General features: G+C 71.6%; 16 protein-coding genes. 3 read left to right on the top strand and 13 right to left on the bottom strand.

From position 1 onward, the window contains the following. Positions 1 to 141: 141 nt before the first annotated feature. From ACIP84_RS27530 to ACIP84_RS27510, 5 genes are all read right to left on the bottom strand, one after another. Positions 142 to 1,812, bottom strand: coding sequence for a uroporphyrinogen-III synthase (locus ACIP84_RS27530; RefSeq protein ID WP_030324274.1), 1,671 nt, complete (start codon positions 1,810 to 1,812; stop codon positions 142 to 144). Then, complete coding sequence (hemC, locus tag ACIP84_RS27525; protein ID WP_355969313.1) at positions 1,809 to 2,795, bottom strand: hydroxymethylbilane synthase; 987 nt, start codon at positions 2,793 to 2,795, stop codon at positions 1,809 to 1,811. The genes ACIP84_RS27530 and hemC overlap by 4 nt, the downstream gene beginning before the upstream one ends. After that, the gene (locus ACIP84_RS27520) at positions 2,792 to 4,156 is read right to left on the bottom strand and encodes a glutamyl-tRNA reductase (RefSeq protein WP_355969315.1); all 1,365 of its coding nucleotides are present in this window, start codon (positions 4,154 to 4,156) and stop codon (positions 2,792 to 2,794) included. The genes hemC and ACIP84_RS27520 overlap by 4 nt, the downstream gene beginning before the upstream one ends. After that, the gene (locus ACIP84_RS27515) at positions 4,153 to 4,947 is read right to left on the bottom strand and encodes a redox-sensing transcriptional repressor Rex (protein WP_355969318.1); all 795 of its coding nucleotides are present in this window, start codon (positions 4,945 to 4,947) and stop codon (positions 4,153 to 4,155) included. Before ACIP84_RS27515 ends, ACIP84_RS27520 begins: the two co-directional genes overlap by 4 nt. A 272-nt stretch (positions 4,948 to 5,219) precedes the next feature. After that, on the bottom strand, positions 5,220 to 5,501 hold the full coding sequence (locus tag ACIP84_RS27510; protein WP_401801164.1) for a glutaredoxin family protein: 282 nt from the start codon (positions 5,499 to 5,501) through the stop codon (positions 5,220 to 5,222). 93 nt (positions 5,502 to 5,594) lie between these two features. Here ACIP84_RS27510 and ACIP84_RS27505 point away from each other — a divergent pair, with 93 nt between their 5' ends. The 3 genes from ACIP84_RS27505 (at position 5,595) to ACIP84_RS27495 (ending at position 9,419) form a co-directional block, all read left to right on the top strand. Next, positions 5,595 to 6,554, top strand: a complete 960-nt coding sequence (locus ACIP84_RS27505) for an HAD-IB family hydrolase (protein WP_355969321.1) — start codon at positions 5,595 to 5,597, stop codon at positions 6,552 to 6,554. Between the two features lie 536 nt (positions 6,555 to 7,090). Continuing rightward, positions 7,091 to 7,876 carry an ECF subfamily RNA polymerase sigma factor, BldN family gene (locus tag ACIP84_RS27500; protein WP_073916477.1) on the top strand — a complete coding sequence of 262 codons (786 nt, stop codon included), beginning with the start codon at positions 7,091 to 7,093 and terminating at the stop codon, positions 7,874 to 7,876. A gap of 298 nt (positions 7,877 to 8,174) precedes the next feature. Continuing rightward, entirely contained in the window at positions 8,175 to 9,419 is a 1,245-nt protein-coding gene (locus tag ACIP84_RS27495; protein ID WP_355969324.1) for a DUF5667 domain-containing protein, read from the top strand. Positions 9,420 to 9,474: 55 nt separating this feature from the next. On the opposite strand, the gene ACIP84_RS27490 is transcribed toward ACIP84_RS27495, so the two are convergent. From ACIP84_RS27490 to ACIP84_RS27455, 8 genes are all read right to left on the bottom strand, one after another. Then, complete coding sequence (locus ACIP84_RS27490) at positions 9,475 to 10,554, bottom strand: lysophospholipid acyltransferase family protein (RefSeq protein ID WP_355969327.1); 1,080 nt, start codon at positions 10,552 to 10,554, stop codon at positions 9,475 to 9,477. Between the two features lie 15 nt (positions 10,555 to 10,569). After that, positions 10,570 to 11,682: an NAD-dependent epimerase/dehydratase family protein gene (locus ACIP84_RS27485; protein ID WP_401801159.1), complete on the bottom strand. Its 1,113-nt coding sequence runs from the start codon at positions 11,680 to 11,682 to the stop codon at positions 10,570 to 10,572. 138 nt (positions 11,683 to 11,820) lie between these two features. Further along, positions 11,821 to 11,919, bottom strand: a complete 99-nt coding sequence (locus ACIP84_RS27480) for a 30S ribosomal protein bS22 (RefSeq protein WP_003948845.1) — start codon at positions 11,917 to 11,919, stop codon at positions 11,821 to 11,823. Positions 11,920 to 12,083: 164 nt separating this feature from the next. Then, complete coding sequence (locus ACIP84_RS27475; protein WP_015034391.1) at positions 12,084 to 12,293, bottom strand: helix-turn-helix domain-containing protein; 210 nt, start codon at positions 12,291 to 12,293, stop codon at positions 12,084 to 12,086. Between the two features lie 127 nt (positions 12,294 to 12,420). Continuing rightward, positions 12,421 to 13,236, bottom strand: coding sequence for a phosphatase (locus ACIP84_RS27470; RefSeq protein ID WP_401801156.1), 816 nt, complete (start codon positions 13,234 to 13,236; stop codon positions 12,421 to 12,423). 96 nt (positions 13,237 to 13,332) lie between these two features. Next, positions 13,333 to 14,508 carry an acetoin utilization protein AcuC gene (locus tag ACIP84_RS27465; RefSeq protein ID WP_401801154.1) on the bottom strand — a complete coding sequence of 392 codons (1,176 nt, stop codon included), beginning with the start codon at positions 14,506 to 14,508 and terminating at the stop codon, positions 13,333 to 13,335. Next, complete coding sequence (locus ACIP84_RS27460; protein WP_401801151.1) at positions 14,477 to 15,682, bottom strand: MFS transporter; 1,206 nt, start codon at positions 15,680 to 15,682, stop codon at positions 14,477 to 14,479. The genes ACIP84_RS27465 and ACIP84_RS27460 overlap by 32 nt, the downstream gene beginning before the upstream one ends. Before the next feature lie 43 nt (positions 15,683 to 15,725). Beyond that, positions 15,726 to 16,373: an HAD family hydrolase gene (locus ACIP84_RS27455; protein ID WP_401801148.1), complete on the bottom strand. Its 648-nt coding sequence runs from the start codon at positions 16,371 to 16,373 to the stop codon at positions 15,726 to 15,728. Positions 16,374 to 16,511 lie beyond the last annotated feature (138 nt).

The following is a 16,511-nucleotide window of genomic DNA, read 5'->3' as shown; positions in this document are numbered from 1 at the left end:
CACCCTCCCGTGGCCGCACCCCGCCGAACCGTGCCCTGTCCCACACAGCGCCCTCAGGGACGCCGGCCCACAACAGGGGCGGCACAGCAGAGTGCGGGCCCCCTCGAAGAGGACCCGCACCCCGACAGAACCCGCGACGCGCTACGTCGTCCGACGCCTCCGCGCCCCCGGCCGCCGCTCACTGGGCCGGGTGACGGGATCCCCCGCCTCCAGCGCGGCCTCCCGCCGCCGCAGCCCGAAGTCCGCGAGCGCCTCCGCCAGCTTGTGCACCGACGGCTCGGGCGACAGCACGTCCACCCGCAGCCCGTGCTCCTCGGCGGTCTTCGCCGTGGCGGGACCGATGCACGCGATGACGGTCACGTTGTGCGGCTTCCCGGCGATGCCGACCAGGTTCCGCACGGTGGAGGACGACGTGAACAGAACCGCGTCGAACCCGCCGCCCTTGATCGCCTCACGCGTGTCCGCCGGCGGCGGCGAAGCCCGTACGGTCCGGTAGGCGGTGACGTCGTCGACCTCCCACCCGAGCTCGATCAGGCCCGCGACCAGCGTCTCCGTCGCGATGTCGGCCCGCGGCAGGAAGACACGGTCGATCGGGTCGAAGACCGGGTCGTAGGGCGGCCAGTCCTCGAGAAGACCCGCCGCGGACTGCTCCCCGCTCGGCACCAGATCCGGCTTCACACCGAAGTCGACGAGCGCCGCGGCGGTCTGCTCGCCCACCGCCGCGACCTTGATCCCGGCGAAGGCACGCGCGTCGAGCCCGTACTCCTCGAACTTCTCCCGTACGGCCTTCACCGCGTTGACCGAGGTGAAGGCGATCCACTCGTAGCGCCCGGTGACGAGCCCCTTGACCGCACGCTCCATCTGCTGGGGCGTGCGCGGCGGCTCGACGGCGATGGTCGGCACCTCGTGCGGCACCGCGCCGTACGAGCGCAGCTGGTCGGAGAGCGACGCGGCCTGCTCCTTGGTGCGCGGTACGAGCACCCGCCAGCCGAAGAGCGGCTTCGACTCGAACCACGACAGCTGGTCCCGCTGCGCCGGGGCGCTGCGCTCGCCGACCACGGCTATGACCGGCCGGTGGCCCTCGGGCGAGGGGAGGACCTTGCCCTGCTTGAAGACCTGGGCGATGGTGCCGAGCGTGGCGTTCCAGGTCCGCTGCCGGGTGGTGGTGCCGGCGATGGTGACGGTGAGCGGGGTGTCCGGCTTACGGCCTGCCGCCACCAGTTCACCGGCGGCCGCGGCCACCGAGTCGAGCGAGGTGGACACGACGACGGTTCCGTCGGAGGCACCGACCTCGGTCCAGCACCGCTCGTCGGCGGTGCGGGCGTCGACGAAGCGGACGTCGGTGCCCTGGGCGTCGCGGAGCGGGACACCGGCGTACGCGGGTACGCCGACGGCCGTGGCGACGCCGGGGACGACCTCGAAGGGGATGCCCTCGGCGGCGCAGACGAGCATCTCGGCTCCCGCGTTCCCGTCGAGGCCGGGGTCGCCGGTCACCGCGCGGACGACCCGCCTGCCGCCCCTCGCTGCCTCCATGACAAGATTGGCCGCGTCCCTCAACACGGGGACACCGGCGGTTGTTGACGCCTCGTCAACAACCGTCAGCTCCGGCGTGCTCACCCCCGCGCGCGCGTGGCCGCGAACGACCTCGAGCACCTCCGGCTCGGCGATCAGGACATCCGCTCCGGCGAGGGCCTCCACGGCCCTGAGGGTCAGGAGTCCGGGGTCACCGGGGCCTGCGCCGAGGAATGTGACGTGTCCATGGCCCGCGAAGGCCGGGGACAGCGGGCTGGTGGTCGGGCTGGTGGGGTTCAAAGTGCTCGCTCCCCCATAAGACCGGCCGCACCCTTGGCGAGCATCTCGTCCGCGAGTTCGCGTCCGAGCGCCATGGCCTCGTCGTGCGAGGTGGGTACGGGTCCGGTGGTGGACAGCTGCACCAGCGTCGAGCCGTCGGTGGTGCCGACGACGCCGCGCAGGCGCATTTCGGTGACAACCTGCCCGTGACCGGGGTCGTCGGCCGGCAGGTCGGCCAGCGCACCCACGGGTGCGGAGCAGCCGGCCTCCAGGGCGGCGAGCAGGGATCGCTCGGCGGTCACGGCGACCCGGGTGAGCGGGTCGTCGAGCTCGGCGAGCGCGGTGACGAGTTCGGCGTTCGACGCCGGACACTCGATCGCCAGGGCCCCCTGGCCGGGGGCGGGCAGGACGGAGTCGACCGACAGGTGGTCGAGCGACAGGGAGCCGGTGAGCTCCTCCGTCCCGCCGATGCGGTTGAGGCCGGCCGCGGCGAGGACCACCGCGTCCAGTTCCCCGCTGCGCACGTAGCCGACCCGGGTGTCGATGTTGCCCCGGATCGGGACGCACGTGATCTCCAGGCCGTGGTTGCGCGCGTACGCGTGGAGCTGGGCCATGCGCCGCGGCGAGCCGGTGCCGACCCGGGCGCCCTTGGGCAGCCGGTCCAGCGTCAGTCCGTCGCGGGCGATCAGCACGTCGCGCGGGTCCTCGCGCTCCGGGATCGCGGCCAGCACCAGGTCCGGATGCTGCGCGGTCGGCAGGTCCTTCAGGGAGTGGACGGCGAAGTCCACCTCGTCCGCCAGCAGCGCGTCACGCAGGGCGGCGACGAAGACGCCGGTGCCGCCGATCTGCGCGAGGTGCTCCCGGGAGGTGTCCCCGTACGTCGTGATCTCCACGAGCTCGACGGGCCGGCCGGTCAGCTGCCGGACGGCATCGGCCACGTGCCCGGACTGGGCCATGGCGAGCTTGCTGCGCCTGGTCCCGAGCCTCAGTGCCCTCTCGGTCATACTCGCCCTCGGTTCTTGACGTCGGCGTCATTCAGGTCGGCCCGGCTGACAGAAGCCACCGTCTCCGGGTCGAGGTCGAAGAGTGTCCGCAGCGCGTCCGCGTACCCGGCACCGCCGGGCTCGCTCGCCAGCTGCTTGACCCGCACGGTCGGCGCGTGCAGGAGCTTGTCGACCACGCGGCGCACGGTCTGGGTGATCTCGGCGCGCTGCTTGTCGTCGAGGCCGGGCAGCCGGCCCTCGAGCCGGGCGACCTCGCCGGCCACCACGTCGGCGGCCATGGTGCGCAGGGCGACGACGGTGGGGGTGATGTGGGCGGCGCGCTGGGCGGCGCCGAAGGCCGCGACCTCGTCGGAGACGATGCCGCGCACCTGGTCGACGTCGGCGGCCATCGGCGCGTCGGCGGAGGCCTCGGCGAGCGACTCGATGTCGACGAGCCGGACACCGGGGATGCGGTGGGCGGCGGCGTCGATGTCGCGGGGCATGGCGAGGTCGAGCAGGGCGAGCGGGGTGCGGCGGCCCTGGACGGCGGTCTCGATGTCGTCCCCGGTGAGGACGAGTCCGGTGGCGCCGGTGCAGGAGACGACGACGTCGGCACGTGTCAGTTCGTCGCCGACGGCAACCATCTCGACCGCGTGTGCGGCCACTCCCATGCCCCCGGGCTCGTTCAGGATCTGCGCGAGTCGCTCGGCACGGGCCAGGGTGCGGTTGGCGACGACGATCTCGGAGACGCCGGAACGCGCGAGCGTGGCGGCGGCGAGCGAGGACATCGAGCCGGCGCCGATGACGAGCGCCTTCTTGCCCTTGGCCCAGGTGTCGACGTCGGTGCCGTCCGTGCCGTCGACGAGTCGCTCCAGGCCGAAGGTGACGAGCGACTGCCCGGCCCGGTCGATCCCGGTCTCGCTGTGGGCGCGCTTGCCGACCCTCAGGGCCTGCTGGAACAGGTCGTTGAGGAGGCGGCCGGCGGTGTGCAGCTCCTGGCCGAGGGCGAGGGCGTCCTTGATCTGGCCGAGGATCTGGCCCTCGCCGACGACCATCGAGTCGAGCCCGCAGGCCACCGAGAAGAGGTGGTGGACGGCCCGGTCCTCGTAGTGCACGTAGAGATAGGGGGTGAGCTCGTCCAGGCCGACGCCGCTGTGCTGCGCGAGCAGCGTGGACAGCTCGGCGACACCGGCGTGGAACTTGTCCACGTCGGCGTAGAGCTCGATGCGGTTGCAGGTGGCCAGGACGGTGCCCTCGGCGGCCGGTTCGGCGGCGAGGGTGTCCTGGAGGAGCTTGGCCTGGGTGTCCGCCGCGAGTGCCGCCCGCTCCAGGATGGAGACGGGGGCGCTGCGGTGGCTGAGACCGACGACGAGGAGGCTCATGCCGGCATCACGGCGGGGACGTCCCCGTCGGGTCCCTTGCGGCTGCCGCCCGTCGCGCCACGGGGGGCCGGCGGTGCGACGGCCGTGGCGGTCTCCGCGTCGGCGGCGTCGGCCTCGGCGTTCGACTCCTCGCCGGCCTTGCGCTGCTCGTGGAAGGCGAGGATCTGCAGCTCGATGGAGAGGTCGACCTTGCGTACGTCCACGCCGTCGGGCACGGAGAGCACGGTCGGGGCGAAGTTCAGGATGGAGGTGACTCCGGCGGCCACGAGCCGGTCGCAGACCTGCTGGGCGACGCCGGCCGGGGTCGCGATGACGCCGATGGAGACGCCGTCCTCCTCGATGATCTTCTCGAGGTCGTCGCTGTGCTGGACGGGGATCCCGGCGACCGGCTTGCCGGTCATGGCGGGGTCGGCGTCGATCAGCGCGGCGACGCGGAAGCCGCGGGAGGCGAAACCGCCGTAGCCGGCGAGCGCGGCACCGAGGTTACCGATACCGACGATGACGACCGGCCAGTCCTGGGTGAGGCCCAGCTCGCGGGAGATCTGGTAGACGAGGTACTCGACGTCGTAACCGACTCCGCGGGTGCCGTAGGAACCCAGGTAGCTGAAGTCCTTGCGCAGCTTCGCGGAGTTGACTCCCGCCGCGGCGGCGAGCTCTTCGGAGGAGACCGTGGGTACGGAGCGCTCCGAGAGCGCGGTGAGTGCGCGCAGATACAGCGGAAGCCGGGCGACGGTGGCCTCGGGAATTCCTCGGCTACGGGTCGCCGGTCGGTGAGTTCGGCCAGTTGCCACGGTGCTCCTGCGGGATGAGCGGGGCTGCAGGCGGCCATATGTCCCAAGACCGCCCCGTCGAATGCAGGCTATGTCTTTGTGAACGCGTGCACAAAGATGGTGTCCGTTTTGTCTGCCCAAAGTGACCGGGGTCACGCGGCTGGTTCGTATCGTCACGGAACCGCGCGACGTGTCAGCGCGTTGAGAACCCGAAGGGGGCAAAACCGCACACACTCCTCACGACACCGCCCCCGAAGCCCAACAAAACGTCCACGATGGTAGCCGTCTTTCGGTCACGCACCCAGTTCGCGCTGGAGCCGCCCGGCGTCGACACGCCAGAAGGTGTGCTGCTCGCCGTCGACCAGGACGACGGGGATCTGCTCCCAGTACGCCCGGTGAAGCTCCTCGTCCTGGGTGATGTCCTTCTCCTCCCAGCGGGCCCCCGTCTCCGCGCACACGGCCTCGATCACCGCGCGGGCGTCGTCGCAGAGATGACAGCCCGGCTTGCCGATCAGCGTCACGGTGCGCGACCCGGCGTCCGTCTTCTTCTTCGTCCGTCCGAACATGACGTCCATTCTGTCCCTGATTAACGGGGGAGCCCCGCAGTGTTCACGCCGCGGCATCGTCACAAGTCGGGAAGTACCGAACAGACTGGCTATGCTCACGGCATGGCCGCTCTGGGATGGCTCACCCCCCGTAGGCGCTCCGCCACCGCGCGCAGCGTGCTCGCAGGCGAGGCCGCTGCCGAGGCAGCGCGCAAGTCCTCGCTCCAGCTGGAACGGGAGCGGGAGGAGGCGGCGGCCCAGGAACCCGCGGAGGCCGAGACCCCGGTCGAACCCGAGTTCCCGGTCGTCGGCGACGTACGGGCGGCCGCGTTCTTCGATCTCGACAACACCGTGATGCAGGGCGCGTCGATCTTCCACTTCGGCCGCGGCCTGTACAAGCGGAAGTTCTTCCAGCGCCGCGAGCTCGCCCGCTTCGCCTGGGCGCAGGCCTGGTTCCGGATCGCCGGCGTCGAGGACCCCGAGCACATCCAGGAGGCCCGCGAAAGCGCCCTGTCGATCGTCAAGGGCCACCGCGTCTCCGAACTGATGTCGATCGGCGAGGAGATCTACGACGAGTACATGGCCGACCGCATCTGGCCGGGCACCCGCGACCTCGCCCAGGCGCACCTGGACGCGGGGCAGAAGGTCTGGCTGGTCACGGCCGCCCCGGTCGAGACGGCCACGATCATCGCCCGCAGGCTCGGCCTGACCGGCGCGCTCGGCACGGTCGCCGAGTCCGTCGACGGCGTCTACACGGGCAGGCTGGTCGGCGAGCCCCTGCACGGCCCGGCGAAGGCCGAGGCGGTACGGGCCCTCGCCGCCGCCGAGGGCCTCGACCTGGGCCGCTGCGCCGCCTACAGCGACTCGCACAACGACATCCCGATGCTCTCGCTCGTCGGCCACCCGTACGCGATCAACCCGGACACCAAGCTCCGCAAGCACGCGAAGGCCCGGGACTGGCGACTGCGCGACTACCGGACCGGCCGCAAGGCCGCCAAGGTCGGCATCCCCGCCGCCGCGGGCCTGGGCGCCCTGGCCGGCGGCACGGCGGCCGCGGTCGCCCTGCACCGCCGCCGCCACTGAAGCCCGGGTCCACCCCCGAGACCCGGCTCCGCCCCTGAGGCCCGCCACCACCGAGGCGAGACCCGGCTCCGCCCCTGAGGCCCGCCACCACCGAGGCGAGGCCCGGCTCCGCCCTGTCCCCCGGTACGCCGGGGCGCTCTGCCGATACGTTTCGGCTGCGATCATCTGCGACAACCCGGGACCAGGCGTCCTCACCCGTCCGTGGTCGAACACCTCCGCACAGGTCGACTCCCAGGCATTCGGGGCTCCTTACCCCGCAGCGGCCCCGATCACTCACCGGTCCCGCACTTGAGCACAACGCAACGTGCGCGCAGTCACACTCGGAAGCAAACCGATCAACAATCGGTCACCAAACACACCTCGATCCGACTGCAAGCAGTAACAGAACCGACGGAACCGGTGATTTGAGCAACTGGGTGTAGCGCTGCCTGTACGAAGCGTTATTCTCCTGGGACGCACAAAGGACCCCTCACGTCGCCACGACGGGTGAACGGTCCCGCACTGCACGTGATGGAAGCTCTGCCTCTGGGAGTCCCGTGTACCCACACGTCGGGGTTGACACCTCGGGCCTGGCTACGCTGCGCGCAACGGTCCTCGACCGTTTGCGCGGCTTCGTCCCCACCGCGTACGCCGGCCCTGTCCCCGCCTTCGCCTTCGCCGCACCGGCACCCGCCGGCCCTTGCTATGCCCTGGCCGACGGTGGCGCCGCCGTGGGCAGACGCGGTGCCCGGTCCGGAACCTCGACCACCCCCCGCCGCCCCACCGCCGACAGCGACAGCGCCCGCATGATGGACCTGGTCGAGCGCGCCCAGGCGGGCGAGGCCGAGGCCTTCGGCCGGCTGTACGACCAGTACAGCGACACCGTGTACCGCTACATCTACTACCGCGTCGGCGGGAAGGCGACGGCGGAGGACCTCACAAGTGAGACGTTCCTGCGCGCCCTGCGCCGGATCTCCACCTTCACCTGGCAGGGCCGCGACTTCGGCGCCTGGCTCGTCACCATCGCCAGGAACCTGGTCGCCGACCACTTCAAGTCCAGCCGCTTCCGCCTGGAAGTGACCACCGGCGAGATGCTCGACGCCAACGAGGTCGAGCGCAGCCCCGAGGACTCCGTCCTGGAGTCGCTCTCCAACGCCGCACTCCTCGACGCGGTCCGCCGCCTCAACCCCCAGCAGCAGGAGTGCGTCACCCTGCGCTTCCTCCAGGGCCTCTCGGTCGCCGAGACCGCCCGCGTCATGGGGAAGAACGAGGGAGCGATCAAGACCCTCCAGTACCGGGCCGTCCGCACCCTGGCCCGCCTCCTCCCGGACGACGCCCGCTGACCGGTCCGCGCCCCCCACACGCGCCCTCGCGGACCGGACCGCGCCCCGACCCCCGCGTCTCCCCCCACATCCCCACGACCCCCGCCCAACTCACAGTCGGTGACGCCTCGATGACGCACTGGTCCGATCATCTTTCGCGCGTAACCCAAGTGCCGCGCCGCTCGTTGTGCGGGATGCAGGCTCCCTGTGGACACGCCATGTCCGCAACCACTCACTCTTTCGTGTGGATGCGCTCAAGGTGTGCAACCTTCCGGACACCCCGGGGAGTCGACCGTCATGACGAGAGGAGGTGCCGCCAGTGATCGCGAACGTATCGGCGCACCGGCGGGCGAACGCCTTCGCCCAGGCCCTGGAGGACCGGGAGTCCGAGGGCGCGGCGGCCGATCAGCCGGAGACTCCGGCAGAACCGGCCGAACAGGGGCGGCTGTTGGCCGTGGCGAACGGCCTCGGCGAACTGCCGAAGCCACAGCTGGATCCCGAGGTCAAGGTGGTGCAGCGAGCCCAGCTCGTCGCCGCCATGGAAGCGATGCTCATGGAAGGGAGCGCGGCCGGAGCCCCCACGGTTCCCGAGCAGCGCGCCGCCGGCGGCAAGGGCGCCCACCGGGCGTCCCCGCTGCGGAAGCTGCGGCCCCGCTCCCGCTGGTCCAAGGGCCTCGCCGCCGGAGGCCTCACGGTCGGCGTGGCTGCGGGCGCCTTCGGCGGCGTCGCGGCTGCCAGCTCCGACGCGCTCCCCGGTGACTCGCTCTACGGGCTCAAGCGAGGCATGGAGGACATCAAACTGGGCATGGCGGACGACGACGCGGACCGCGGCGGCATCTACCTCGACCAGGCGTCCACCCGGCTCAGCGAGGCCCGCAGACTCATGGAGCGCGGCCGCGTCGGCGACCTCGACCACGAGTCGCTGACCGAGATCCGCCGGGTCCTGGGCGGGATGAAGCACGACGCCTCCGAGGGCCACCGGCTCCTCCGCCAGGCGTACGAGCGGGACGGCGAGATCGCCCCCATGGCCCGGCTCAACTCCTTCGCCCAGGCCCACCGGGACACCTGGAACGGCCTCCGCGAGCGACTCCCCGTCCAGTTGTCGGACGTGGGCAGCGAGGTCACGCACGTCTTCGAGGCCATGGACGAGGAGGTCGAACCCCTCCAGTCGGTGCTCCCCCGCACCCCCGAGAAGGGCGCGATCGGCACGGAGAGCCCCAGCGGCCGCCCGAGCACTCCGCAGACCTCCCAGGGCACGGACACCCAGCGTCCGCCGTCCACCCACGAGGCCCCGCCCTCGGGCAGCCACTCCGCACCGCCCCGCACGTCGGGCCCCAGCACGGGCACCAGCCCGAGCGCGGACAACGGCACCGAATCGCCGGAGGACGACGGTCTCCTCGGCGGCAGCACCGGCGGGCTGCTCAAGCCCCCCGCCTCCCCGACCGGCACACCGACCGCCCCCACGGACGGTCAGGCGCCGACCGAGATGCCGGACGTCACCATTCCGCCCATCCTGCCGGGCCTGCTACCAGGCCTCGGCATCGACAGCGAGGACGCTCGCTAGCAGGAAGGAGGGGCGCCCCCACGGACGGGGGGCGCCCCTTCTTCCTGCTCCGTGGTCAGAAGAAGACCGACCGCCGCTGCACCAGCAACTTGTAGAGCGTGTGCTGGATCTGCTCCCGCACCTGATCCGTCAGGTTGAACATCAGCATCGGGTCCTCCGCCGCCTCCGGCGCGTACGAGTCCGTCGGGATCGGCTCACCGAACTGGATCGTCCACTTCGTCGGCAGCGGCAGCGCACCGACCGGCCCCAGCCAGGGGAACGTCGGGGTCAGCGGGAAGTACGGGAAGCCGAGCACCCGCGCCAGCGTCTTGGCGTTCCCGATCATCGGGTATATCTCCTCGGCCCCGACGATCGAGCAGGGCACGATCGGCACCCCGGCCCGCAGCGCCGTCGACACGAAGCCGCCCCGCCCGAACCGCTGGAGCTTGTACCGCTCCCCGAAGGGCTTCCCGATCCCCTTGAATCCCTCCGGCATCACGCCGACGATCTCGCCGGAGCGCAGCAGCCGCTCCGCGTCCTCCGCACAGGCCAGGGTGTGCCCCGCCTTGCGGGCCAGCTCGTTGACGACCGGCAGCACGAAGACCAGATCGGCCGCGAGCAGCCGCAGATGCCGCCCGGCCGGATGGTGGTCGTGGACGGCGACCTGCATCATCAGCCCGTCCAGCGGCAGGGTCCCCGAGTGGTTGGCGACGATGAGCGCCCCGCCCTCCGCCGGGATGTTCTCGACGCCCTTCACCTCGACCCGGAAGTACTTCTCGTACAGCGGGCGGAGCAGGGACATCAGGACCTGGTCGGTGAGCTCCTCGTCGTACCCGAACTCGTCGACCTCGTAGTCGCCGGTGATCCGGCGCCGCAGGAACGCGAGCCCGCCCGCGAGCCGCCGTTCCCAGCCGGCGGCCCCCGCCTCGGCTCCCGCTCCGGCCCCGGTCTCGCCGCCGGCTCCCACATCGGCACCAGGGGCCTCCCCGGCCGTACCGGCAGCCGGGCCCTCCCGGCCCCCCTCCGGCTCCTGGGGGCCCTGCTGAGGGCCCGGCAGGGCCCGTACGGCCGCCGCCTCGCCGTCGGCGCGGCCGCCGGGCCGTCGCCGGGCCCGCGACCGGTCGTCGTCGAACGGAATGACCTTGGCGTCCGCCATCGCTGTCCGGTCTCCTCAGGCGCCGTCGTGAACAGAGTGAACAGAGCGCATCTCGTGCGCAGGGGGTACGGCCGGCCCGGGGTCGCCGGGCCGAGCGGTCGAGGAGCCCAGCCGCCCCGCGATCCGGTCCACCGCCCCCGCCAGCGTCTCCGGCGGCAGCAGCCCCGGCCCCCGGCCCCGTGCGAAGTCCGCGAGGGCCTCCGCCGTGGTGTAGCGCGGCGCGAAGCCGAGCACCTCGCGGGTCTGCACCGTCGACACGACCCGGCCGTGGGTGAGCAGCCGGATCTGCTCGGGGGCGAAGTCGGTGATCCCGACGGTCCGCAGTGCCGTCCCCACCCAGGTGACGGCCGGCAGCAGCACCGGCACGGTGGGCCGCCCGAGCCGCCGCGCGCACTGCGAGAGCAGAAGCACGCCGTCACCGGCGATGTTGAAGGTGCCGCTGTTCAGGGTGGCCCTGCGGGGCTCGTGCGCCGTCAGGCGCAGCACGTCGATGACATCGTCCTCGTGGACGAACTGCAGCCGCGGGTCGTAGCCGAGGACGGTCGGCAGCACCGGCAGCGCGAGGTACTCGGCGAGCGGCGAGTCGATCCGGGGCCCGAGGATGTTCGCGAACCGCAGCACGCACACGGCGACGTCCGGGCGGCGCCGGGCGAACCCCCGCACGTACCCCTCGACCTCGACGGCGTCCTTCGCGAAGCCCCCGCTGGGCAGCGACTTCGCGGCCGTCGTCTCGGTGAAGACGGCCGGGTCGCGAGGAGCGGAGCCGTAGACGCTGGTACTGGACTTGATCACGAGCCGGCTGATCCGCGGCGACTTCTGGCAGGCGCCGAGCAGCTGCAGCGTGCCGATGACGTTGGTCTCCTTGACCGACGTACGGCCACCGCCGCCGAGCGCCGTGCCGGTGACGTCCAGATGGACCACCGTGTCGACGTCGTGCTCGGCGAGCACCTTCGCGATCTCCGGCCGGCGGATGTCCGCCCGCACGAACTCGGCCGCGCCGAGCTGGTGCGCCGGGTCGACCGCGTCCACCGCGATCACCCGGTCCACCTCCGGATCCCGCTGGATCCGCCGCACGAAGCGGCCCCCGAGATGCCGGGCGGCACCGGTGACGAGCACGACCTTGCCCAAGATCAGCGCCTTCCGTCCGTCTTCCGTTGGTCGCCACCGTAGCGCCTCCGGATTTCCGCGCACATAAGACGTGGCCCTTCACCGCGAACGGTGAAGGGCCACGTCTGACGCACAGAACGCTGCGGAGCAGCTGTCGCCTTACTTCTTGTTGCGACGCTGAACGCGCGTGCGCTTGAGCAGCTTGCGGTGCTTCTTCTTGGCCATCCGCTTACGCCGCTTCTTGATAACAGAGCCCACGACTACCCTCGCTCACTTCTCGGAACATCCCCGCCTCCCGGCGGGGATCGGTGCGGGGCGTCTGGGCCCACACGACCTACGTCGGCCTAGCCTACCGTCCCGAGCACCGCGCTTGTAATCCGAGGGACATACGGAGCTTTCCCGGCGTTGTCGCCGCGCTCGCGCTACGCGGTCCCCACCCCCACGAAGGACTCCCGCAGGTACTCGTGAACCGCCTGTTCCGGCACCCGGAAGGACCTGCCCACCCGGATCGCCGGCAGATGACCGCTGTGCACCAAGCGGTACACGGTCATCTTGGACACGCGCATCACCGAGGCGACTTCCGCCACGGTCAGAAACTTGACCTCGTTGAGAGGTCGTTCGCCAGCAGCCATGACCCACCTGTACCTTCCGCCGCGACGCCCACCGGCTTCCCCTCCGGTGACTCTTCGTCGCCGAGCGCTCACGCTCCAGACTAGGGGCGGGTGGTACGAGTGGGGAAGAGGAGCTACCACCTGCCGTTTACCGTGACAGACGCGCTCGATTGAGTACATAGCGCGTGAGCGGACGGTAGTAGTCGGAGCGCACGCCGTCATCAAGCGGGACGGCCACCGACACCTGCCCCTCCGCCTCACCGACGAACAGCGCCGGATCATCCGTGTCGGCGAGACCGATGGCCTCAATACCCAGCTGACCAGCCCCGCAGACCCAGCCGTGGTCGCCGACGACCAGCTCGGGCAGCGGCCCGCCGGCCTCGGCGGCGCTCTCCAGAGCCGCCCTGACGGGCAGCGGAGAGTGGGAGTGCGCCCCCGGCTCGCGCCCGCCCCCCGACGGCCCCGGCTCTCGCACCAGTGCGACTCCCCGTACGTAGTCGAGAAGGTACGTGCGTACGCCGAACCGGGTCGTTATGTCGACACATCGCCCCTGCGCCGGTGTGAGAACAAGACATCCCGCCGCCGACAACGCGTCTGCAAGAGCGACGTAGAAACCAAGCAGCCGGTGCGGATGACCCGTCCCGAGGAGCACCGGAACCCGCCGCGCGGCCGCCGCACCCAACCGCGCGGCGAAGGCGTCGAGCCCCCTCAGCGTCCGCTCGGGATCGATGACGTCGGGCCCCGACCGATGCCCCGGGTCGTCCGACACCCCGCACTTGTCGGCCATCAGCCGCAGCAGCTCGGCCTCACCCCACCCCCAGGCGGGATCCAGGCCGAGCAGCACCCGGGGATCCCGCGCCGCGAAGAGCCGATAGCTCCGCAGGCTCTCCTCCCGCGACGTCGCCACCGTGCCCGCCAACCCCGCCGCCAACAGATGCGCCCGCAGCGCCCCGGTACTCAACACCCTCCCGATGCTGCCGGAACACCCCCTCCCCGGAGCCGAAACCCCCGGGACACCCCACAGTCGGCGTAACGCCCGCCAGAACGTTCCGGCGGATGCCTACGCGAGCATCCCCCGCAGCGGAAAAGCCGCCTTCCGCGTCGCGAGCACCGCCTGGTCCAGCCGGTCCGCCGGGTCGTAACCCCCGGACCAGTCCCGGAAGCCCACCGGCCACAGCCCGTCCGTCATCCGCCCGGGCCCCAGCTGCCGGGTCCGCGCGTACACCTCGTCCCGCCAGGACGACGGGATCACCGACTCCGGATCCACCGGGGCGTGCGCAGCGATCCCCACCAGATGCGTCCACGACCGCGGTACGACGTCGACCACCGCGTATCCGCCACCGCCCAGGGCCAGCCAGCGCCCCTCGGCGTGCTCGTGCGCCAGCTCGTGACAGGCCTCCTGCACCGCCCGCTGCGCGTCGAGCGACACCGCGAGATGGGCCAGCGGATCCTCGAAGTGCGTGTCCGCCCCGTGCTGCGTGACGAGGACCTGCGGCCGGAAGTCCGCGAGCAGCTCCGGCACGACCGCGTGGAACGCCCGCAGCCACCCCGCGTCCCCCGTGCCGGCCGGCAGCGCCACGTTCACGGCACCGCCCTCACCGGGCCCCGCCGCCCCGGTCTCCTCCGGCCAGCCCGTCTGCGGGAACAGCGTCCGGGGATGCTCGTGCAGCGACACCGTCAGCACCCGGGGATCCTCCCAGAACGCCGCCTGCACCCCGTCCCCGTGATGCACGTCCACATCCACGTACGCGACCCGCTCCGCGCCCAGCTCGAGTAGCCGCGCGATCGCCAGGGACGCGTCGTTGTAGATACAGAACCCCGACGCGGCCCCGGGCATCGCGTGATGCAGACCGCCCGCGAAGTTCACCGCGTGCGCGGCCTCCCCGCGCCACACCGCCTCCGCCGCGCCCACCGACTGCCCGGCGATCAGCGCCGACGCCTCGTGCATCCCGGCGAACGCCGGATCGTCGACCGTCCCGAGCCCGTACGACTGGTCGGCGTGCCGCGGATCGGCCGACGCCGCCCGCACCGCCGCCACGTAGTCCTCACGGTGGACGAGACGCAGCGTCGAGTCCCCGGCCGGCTTCGCCGCGACCACGTCCACGGCCCGGTCGAGCCCGTACGCCCGCACCAACGACATCGTCAGCGCGAGCCGTACCGGGTCCATCGGATGCTCGGACCCGAAGTCGTACTGCGTGACAGCTTCATCCCACATCAACAGTGCGCGGCCGCTCATGCCCGCCACCGTATCGGGCCGGTCGCGAACCGAACGACGTGGCATACACCACCGTCACCAGGACAAGCACCATCGGCACCAGCATGGCCCCCCGGTAGCTCCACGCGTCGCCCAGCGCCCCCACCAGGGGGGAGCCGATCAGGAACCCGACGTAGTTGAAGACGTTGAGCCGTGCCACCGCCGCGTCACTGGCCCCGGGGAACAGCCGCCCGGCCGCCGCGAAGGTCTGCGGCACGATCACACTCAGCCCGAGCCCCAGCACCGTGAACCCGGCGATCCCCGCCCAGGCGCCCGGCGACACCGCCACCACCGCGAACCCCAGCGCCCCCAGCACGGCGCCGGCCCGCACGACCGCCGCGGCACCGAACCGCCGGACCCCGAAGTCCCCCACGGCCCGCCCGAGAAGGGTCGTCACCATGTACGCGTTGTACGGCACGGTCGCCAGCTCCTCCGAGCTGCCCAGCACGTCCTGGAGGTACTTGGCACTCCAGTTGGAGACGGTCGAGTCCCCGATGTACGCGAAGGTCATCACCAGACAGAGCGGCAGCAGCAGCTTGAAGGCGACGCCGCTCCCCTTGCCGTCCCCCGCCTCCGCCACGGCCTCGACCCCGTCGCCGCCGGCCACGTACCACCGGCTCCCGACGAAGGCGAGGGGCAGCAGCACCGCCACCACCGGCAGGTAGGACACGAAGAGCGACAGATGCCAGTGCGCCCCCACCCAGGCCAGCGAGGCTCCCGCGATCCCACCGAGGCTGTACGAGGCGTGGAAGCCGAGCATGATGCTCCGCCCGTACGCCCGCTGGAGGCTGACCCCCAGCATGTTCATGGAGGCGTCGAGCGCCCCGACCGCGAGCCCGAACAGTCCCAGCGCCAGGGCCGCGTGCCACAGCCGGTCCCCCACTCCCACGGCAAGCAGCGCCAGGAGCACGAACGGCTGGGCCCAGCGCAGCACCACCGCGGGACCCACCCGGGCGACGACCTTCTCGGTCGTCACACTCGCCACACCGGCCAGGATCGGCACGGCGGCGAGGAAGGCCGGCAGCAGCGCGTCCGAGATCCCGTACCGGTCCTGCATCGCCGGTATCCGGGTCACGAGCAGGGCGAAGGTCACCCCCTGCACGAAAAAGCTGACCGCCAGGGATCCCCGCCCACGCCGCAACCGCGCATCCGTCATGGCGGCACAGCGTACGGCCGGAACCTACCCGGGGGTAGATGGATCACAGTCCCAATATCGCCGGCAGCTCGTCCATGGCCCCGAAGAACCCCTTGGCGCCCGCGAGCTTCTCCTCGGGCGTCATCGCGGTGAACCCGTACACGTCCATCCCGGCCGACACCGCCGCCTGCACCCCGAGCCAGCTGTCCTCGACCACCACACACCGCTCGGGCGCCACGCCCATCCGCGCGGCGGCGTGGAGGAACAGGTCGGGCGCCGGCTTCCCCCGGCCGACGTCCTCGGCGCTGAAGACGAGCTCGTCCGGGAACCAGACGTCGAGACCGGTCTTCCGGTGCCCCACCCGGATCCGCTCATGACTCCCCGAGGAGGCCACACAGTACGGAACCCCCGCCTCGGCCAGCTGCTTGAGCACCTCAGCGGCCCCGGTCACAGCCTCCAGCTCGGCCTGGAAGGCAGCGAAGACCCTCGCGTGGAACGACTCGTCGAACCCGGCCGGCAAGCGCTGCCCACTCCGCTCCTCGACGAGCTCGTGAATGCGGTGCATGGCCGACCCCATGTAGTCGCGCACGGATTCCTCGTACGTGGTCGGATGCCCGAGCTCCGTCAGGTAGCCGGCCAACAGCGTGTTGGAAATCGGCTCGCTGTCCACGAGCACACCGTCGTTGTCGAAGATCACCAGGTCGTAGCGCATGCGCCCAGCTTAGAACGCAAAAATGCCTCAACCCCCGGACAATGTCCGGGGGTTGAGGCTAAAGATTGTTCGGCGGCGTCCTACTCTCCCACAGGGTCCCCCCTGCAGTACCATCGGCGCTGAAAGGCTTAGCTTCCG

The organism is Streptomyces sp. NPDC088707 (assembly GCF_044752725.1).
Classification (GTDB): Bacteria; Actinomycetota; Actinomycetes; order Streptomycetales; family Streptomycetaceae; genus Streptomyces.
Note: the sequence above shows the minus strand (reverse complement) of the source record. Positions and strands in the feature narration are given on the sequence as shown.

Excerpts from the sequence above, each read along its gene's own strand:
- ACIP84_RS27490 (WP_355969327.1), bottom strand. The coding sequence starts at position 10,554 with ATGGCGGACGCCAAGGTCATTCCGTTCGACGACGACCGGTCGCGGGCC.
- ACIP84_RS27455 (WP_401801148.1), bottom strand. The coding sequence starts at position 16,373 with ATGCGCTACGACCTGGTGATCTTCGACAACGACGGTGTGCTCGTGGAC.
- ACIP84_RS27505 (WP_355969321.1), top strand. The coding sequence starts at position 5,595 with ATGGCCGCTCTGGGATGGCTCACCCCCCGTAGGCGCTCCGCCACCGCG.
- hemC (WP_355969313.1), bottom strand. The coding sequence starts at position 2,795 with ATGACCGAGAGGGCACTGAGGCTCGGGACCAGGCGCAGCAAGCTCGCC.
- ACIP84_RS27460 (WP_401801151.1), bottom strand. The coding sequence starts at position 15,682 with ATGACGGATGCGCGGTTGCGGCGTGGGCGGGGATCCCTGGCGGTCAGC.
- ACIP84_RS27475 (WP_015034391.1), bottom strand. The coding sequence starts at position 12,293 with ATGGCTGCTGGCGAACGACCTCTCAACGAGGTCAAGTTTCTGACCGTG.
- ACIP84_RS27465 (WP_401801154.1), bottom strand. The coding sequence starts at position 14,508 with ATGAGCGGCCGCGCACTGTTGATGTGGGATGAAGCTGTCACGCAGTAC.
- ACIP84_RS27520 (WP_355969315.1), bottom strand. The coding sequence starts at position 4,156 with ATGAGCCTCCTCGTCGTCGGTCTCAGCCACCGCAGCGCCCCCGTCTCC.
- ACIP84_RS27510 (WP_401801164.1), bottom strand. The coding sequence starts at position 5,501 with ATGGACGTCATGTTCGGACGGACGAAGAAGAAGACGGACGCCGGGTCG.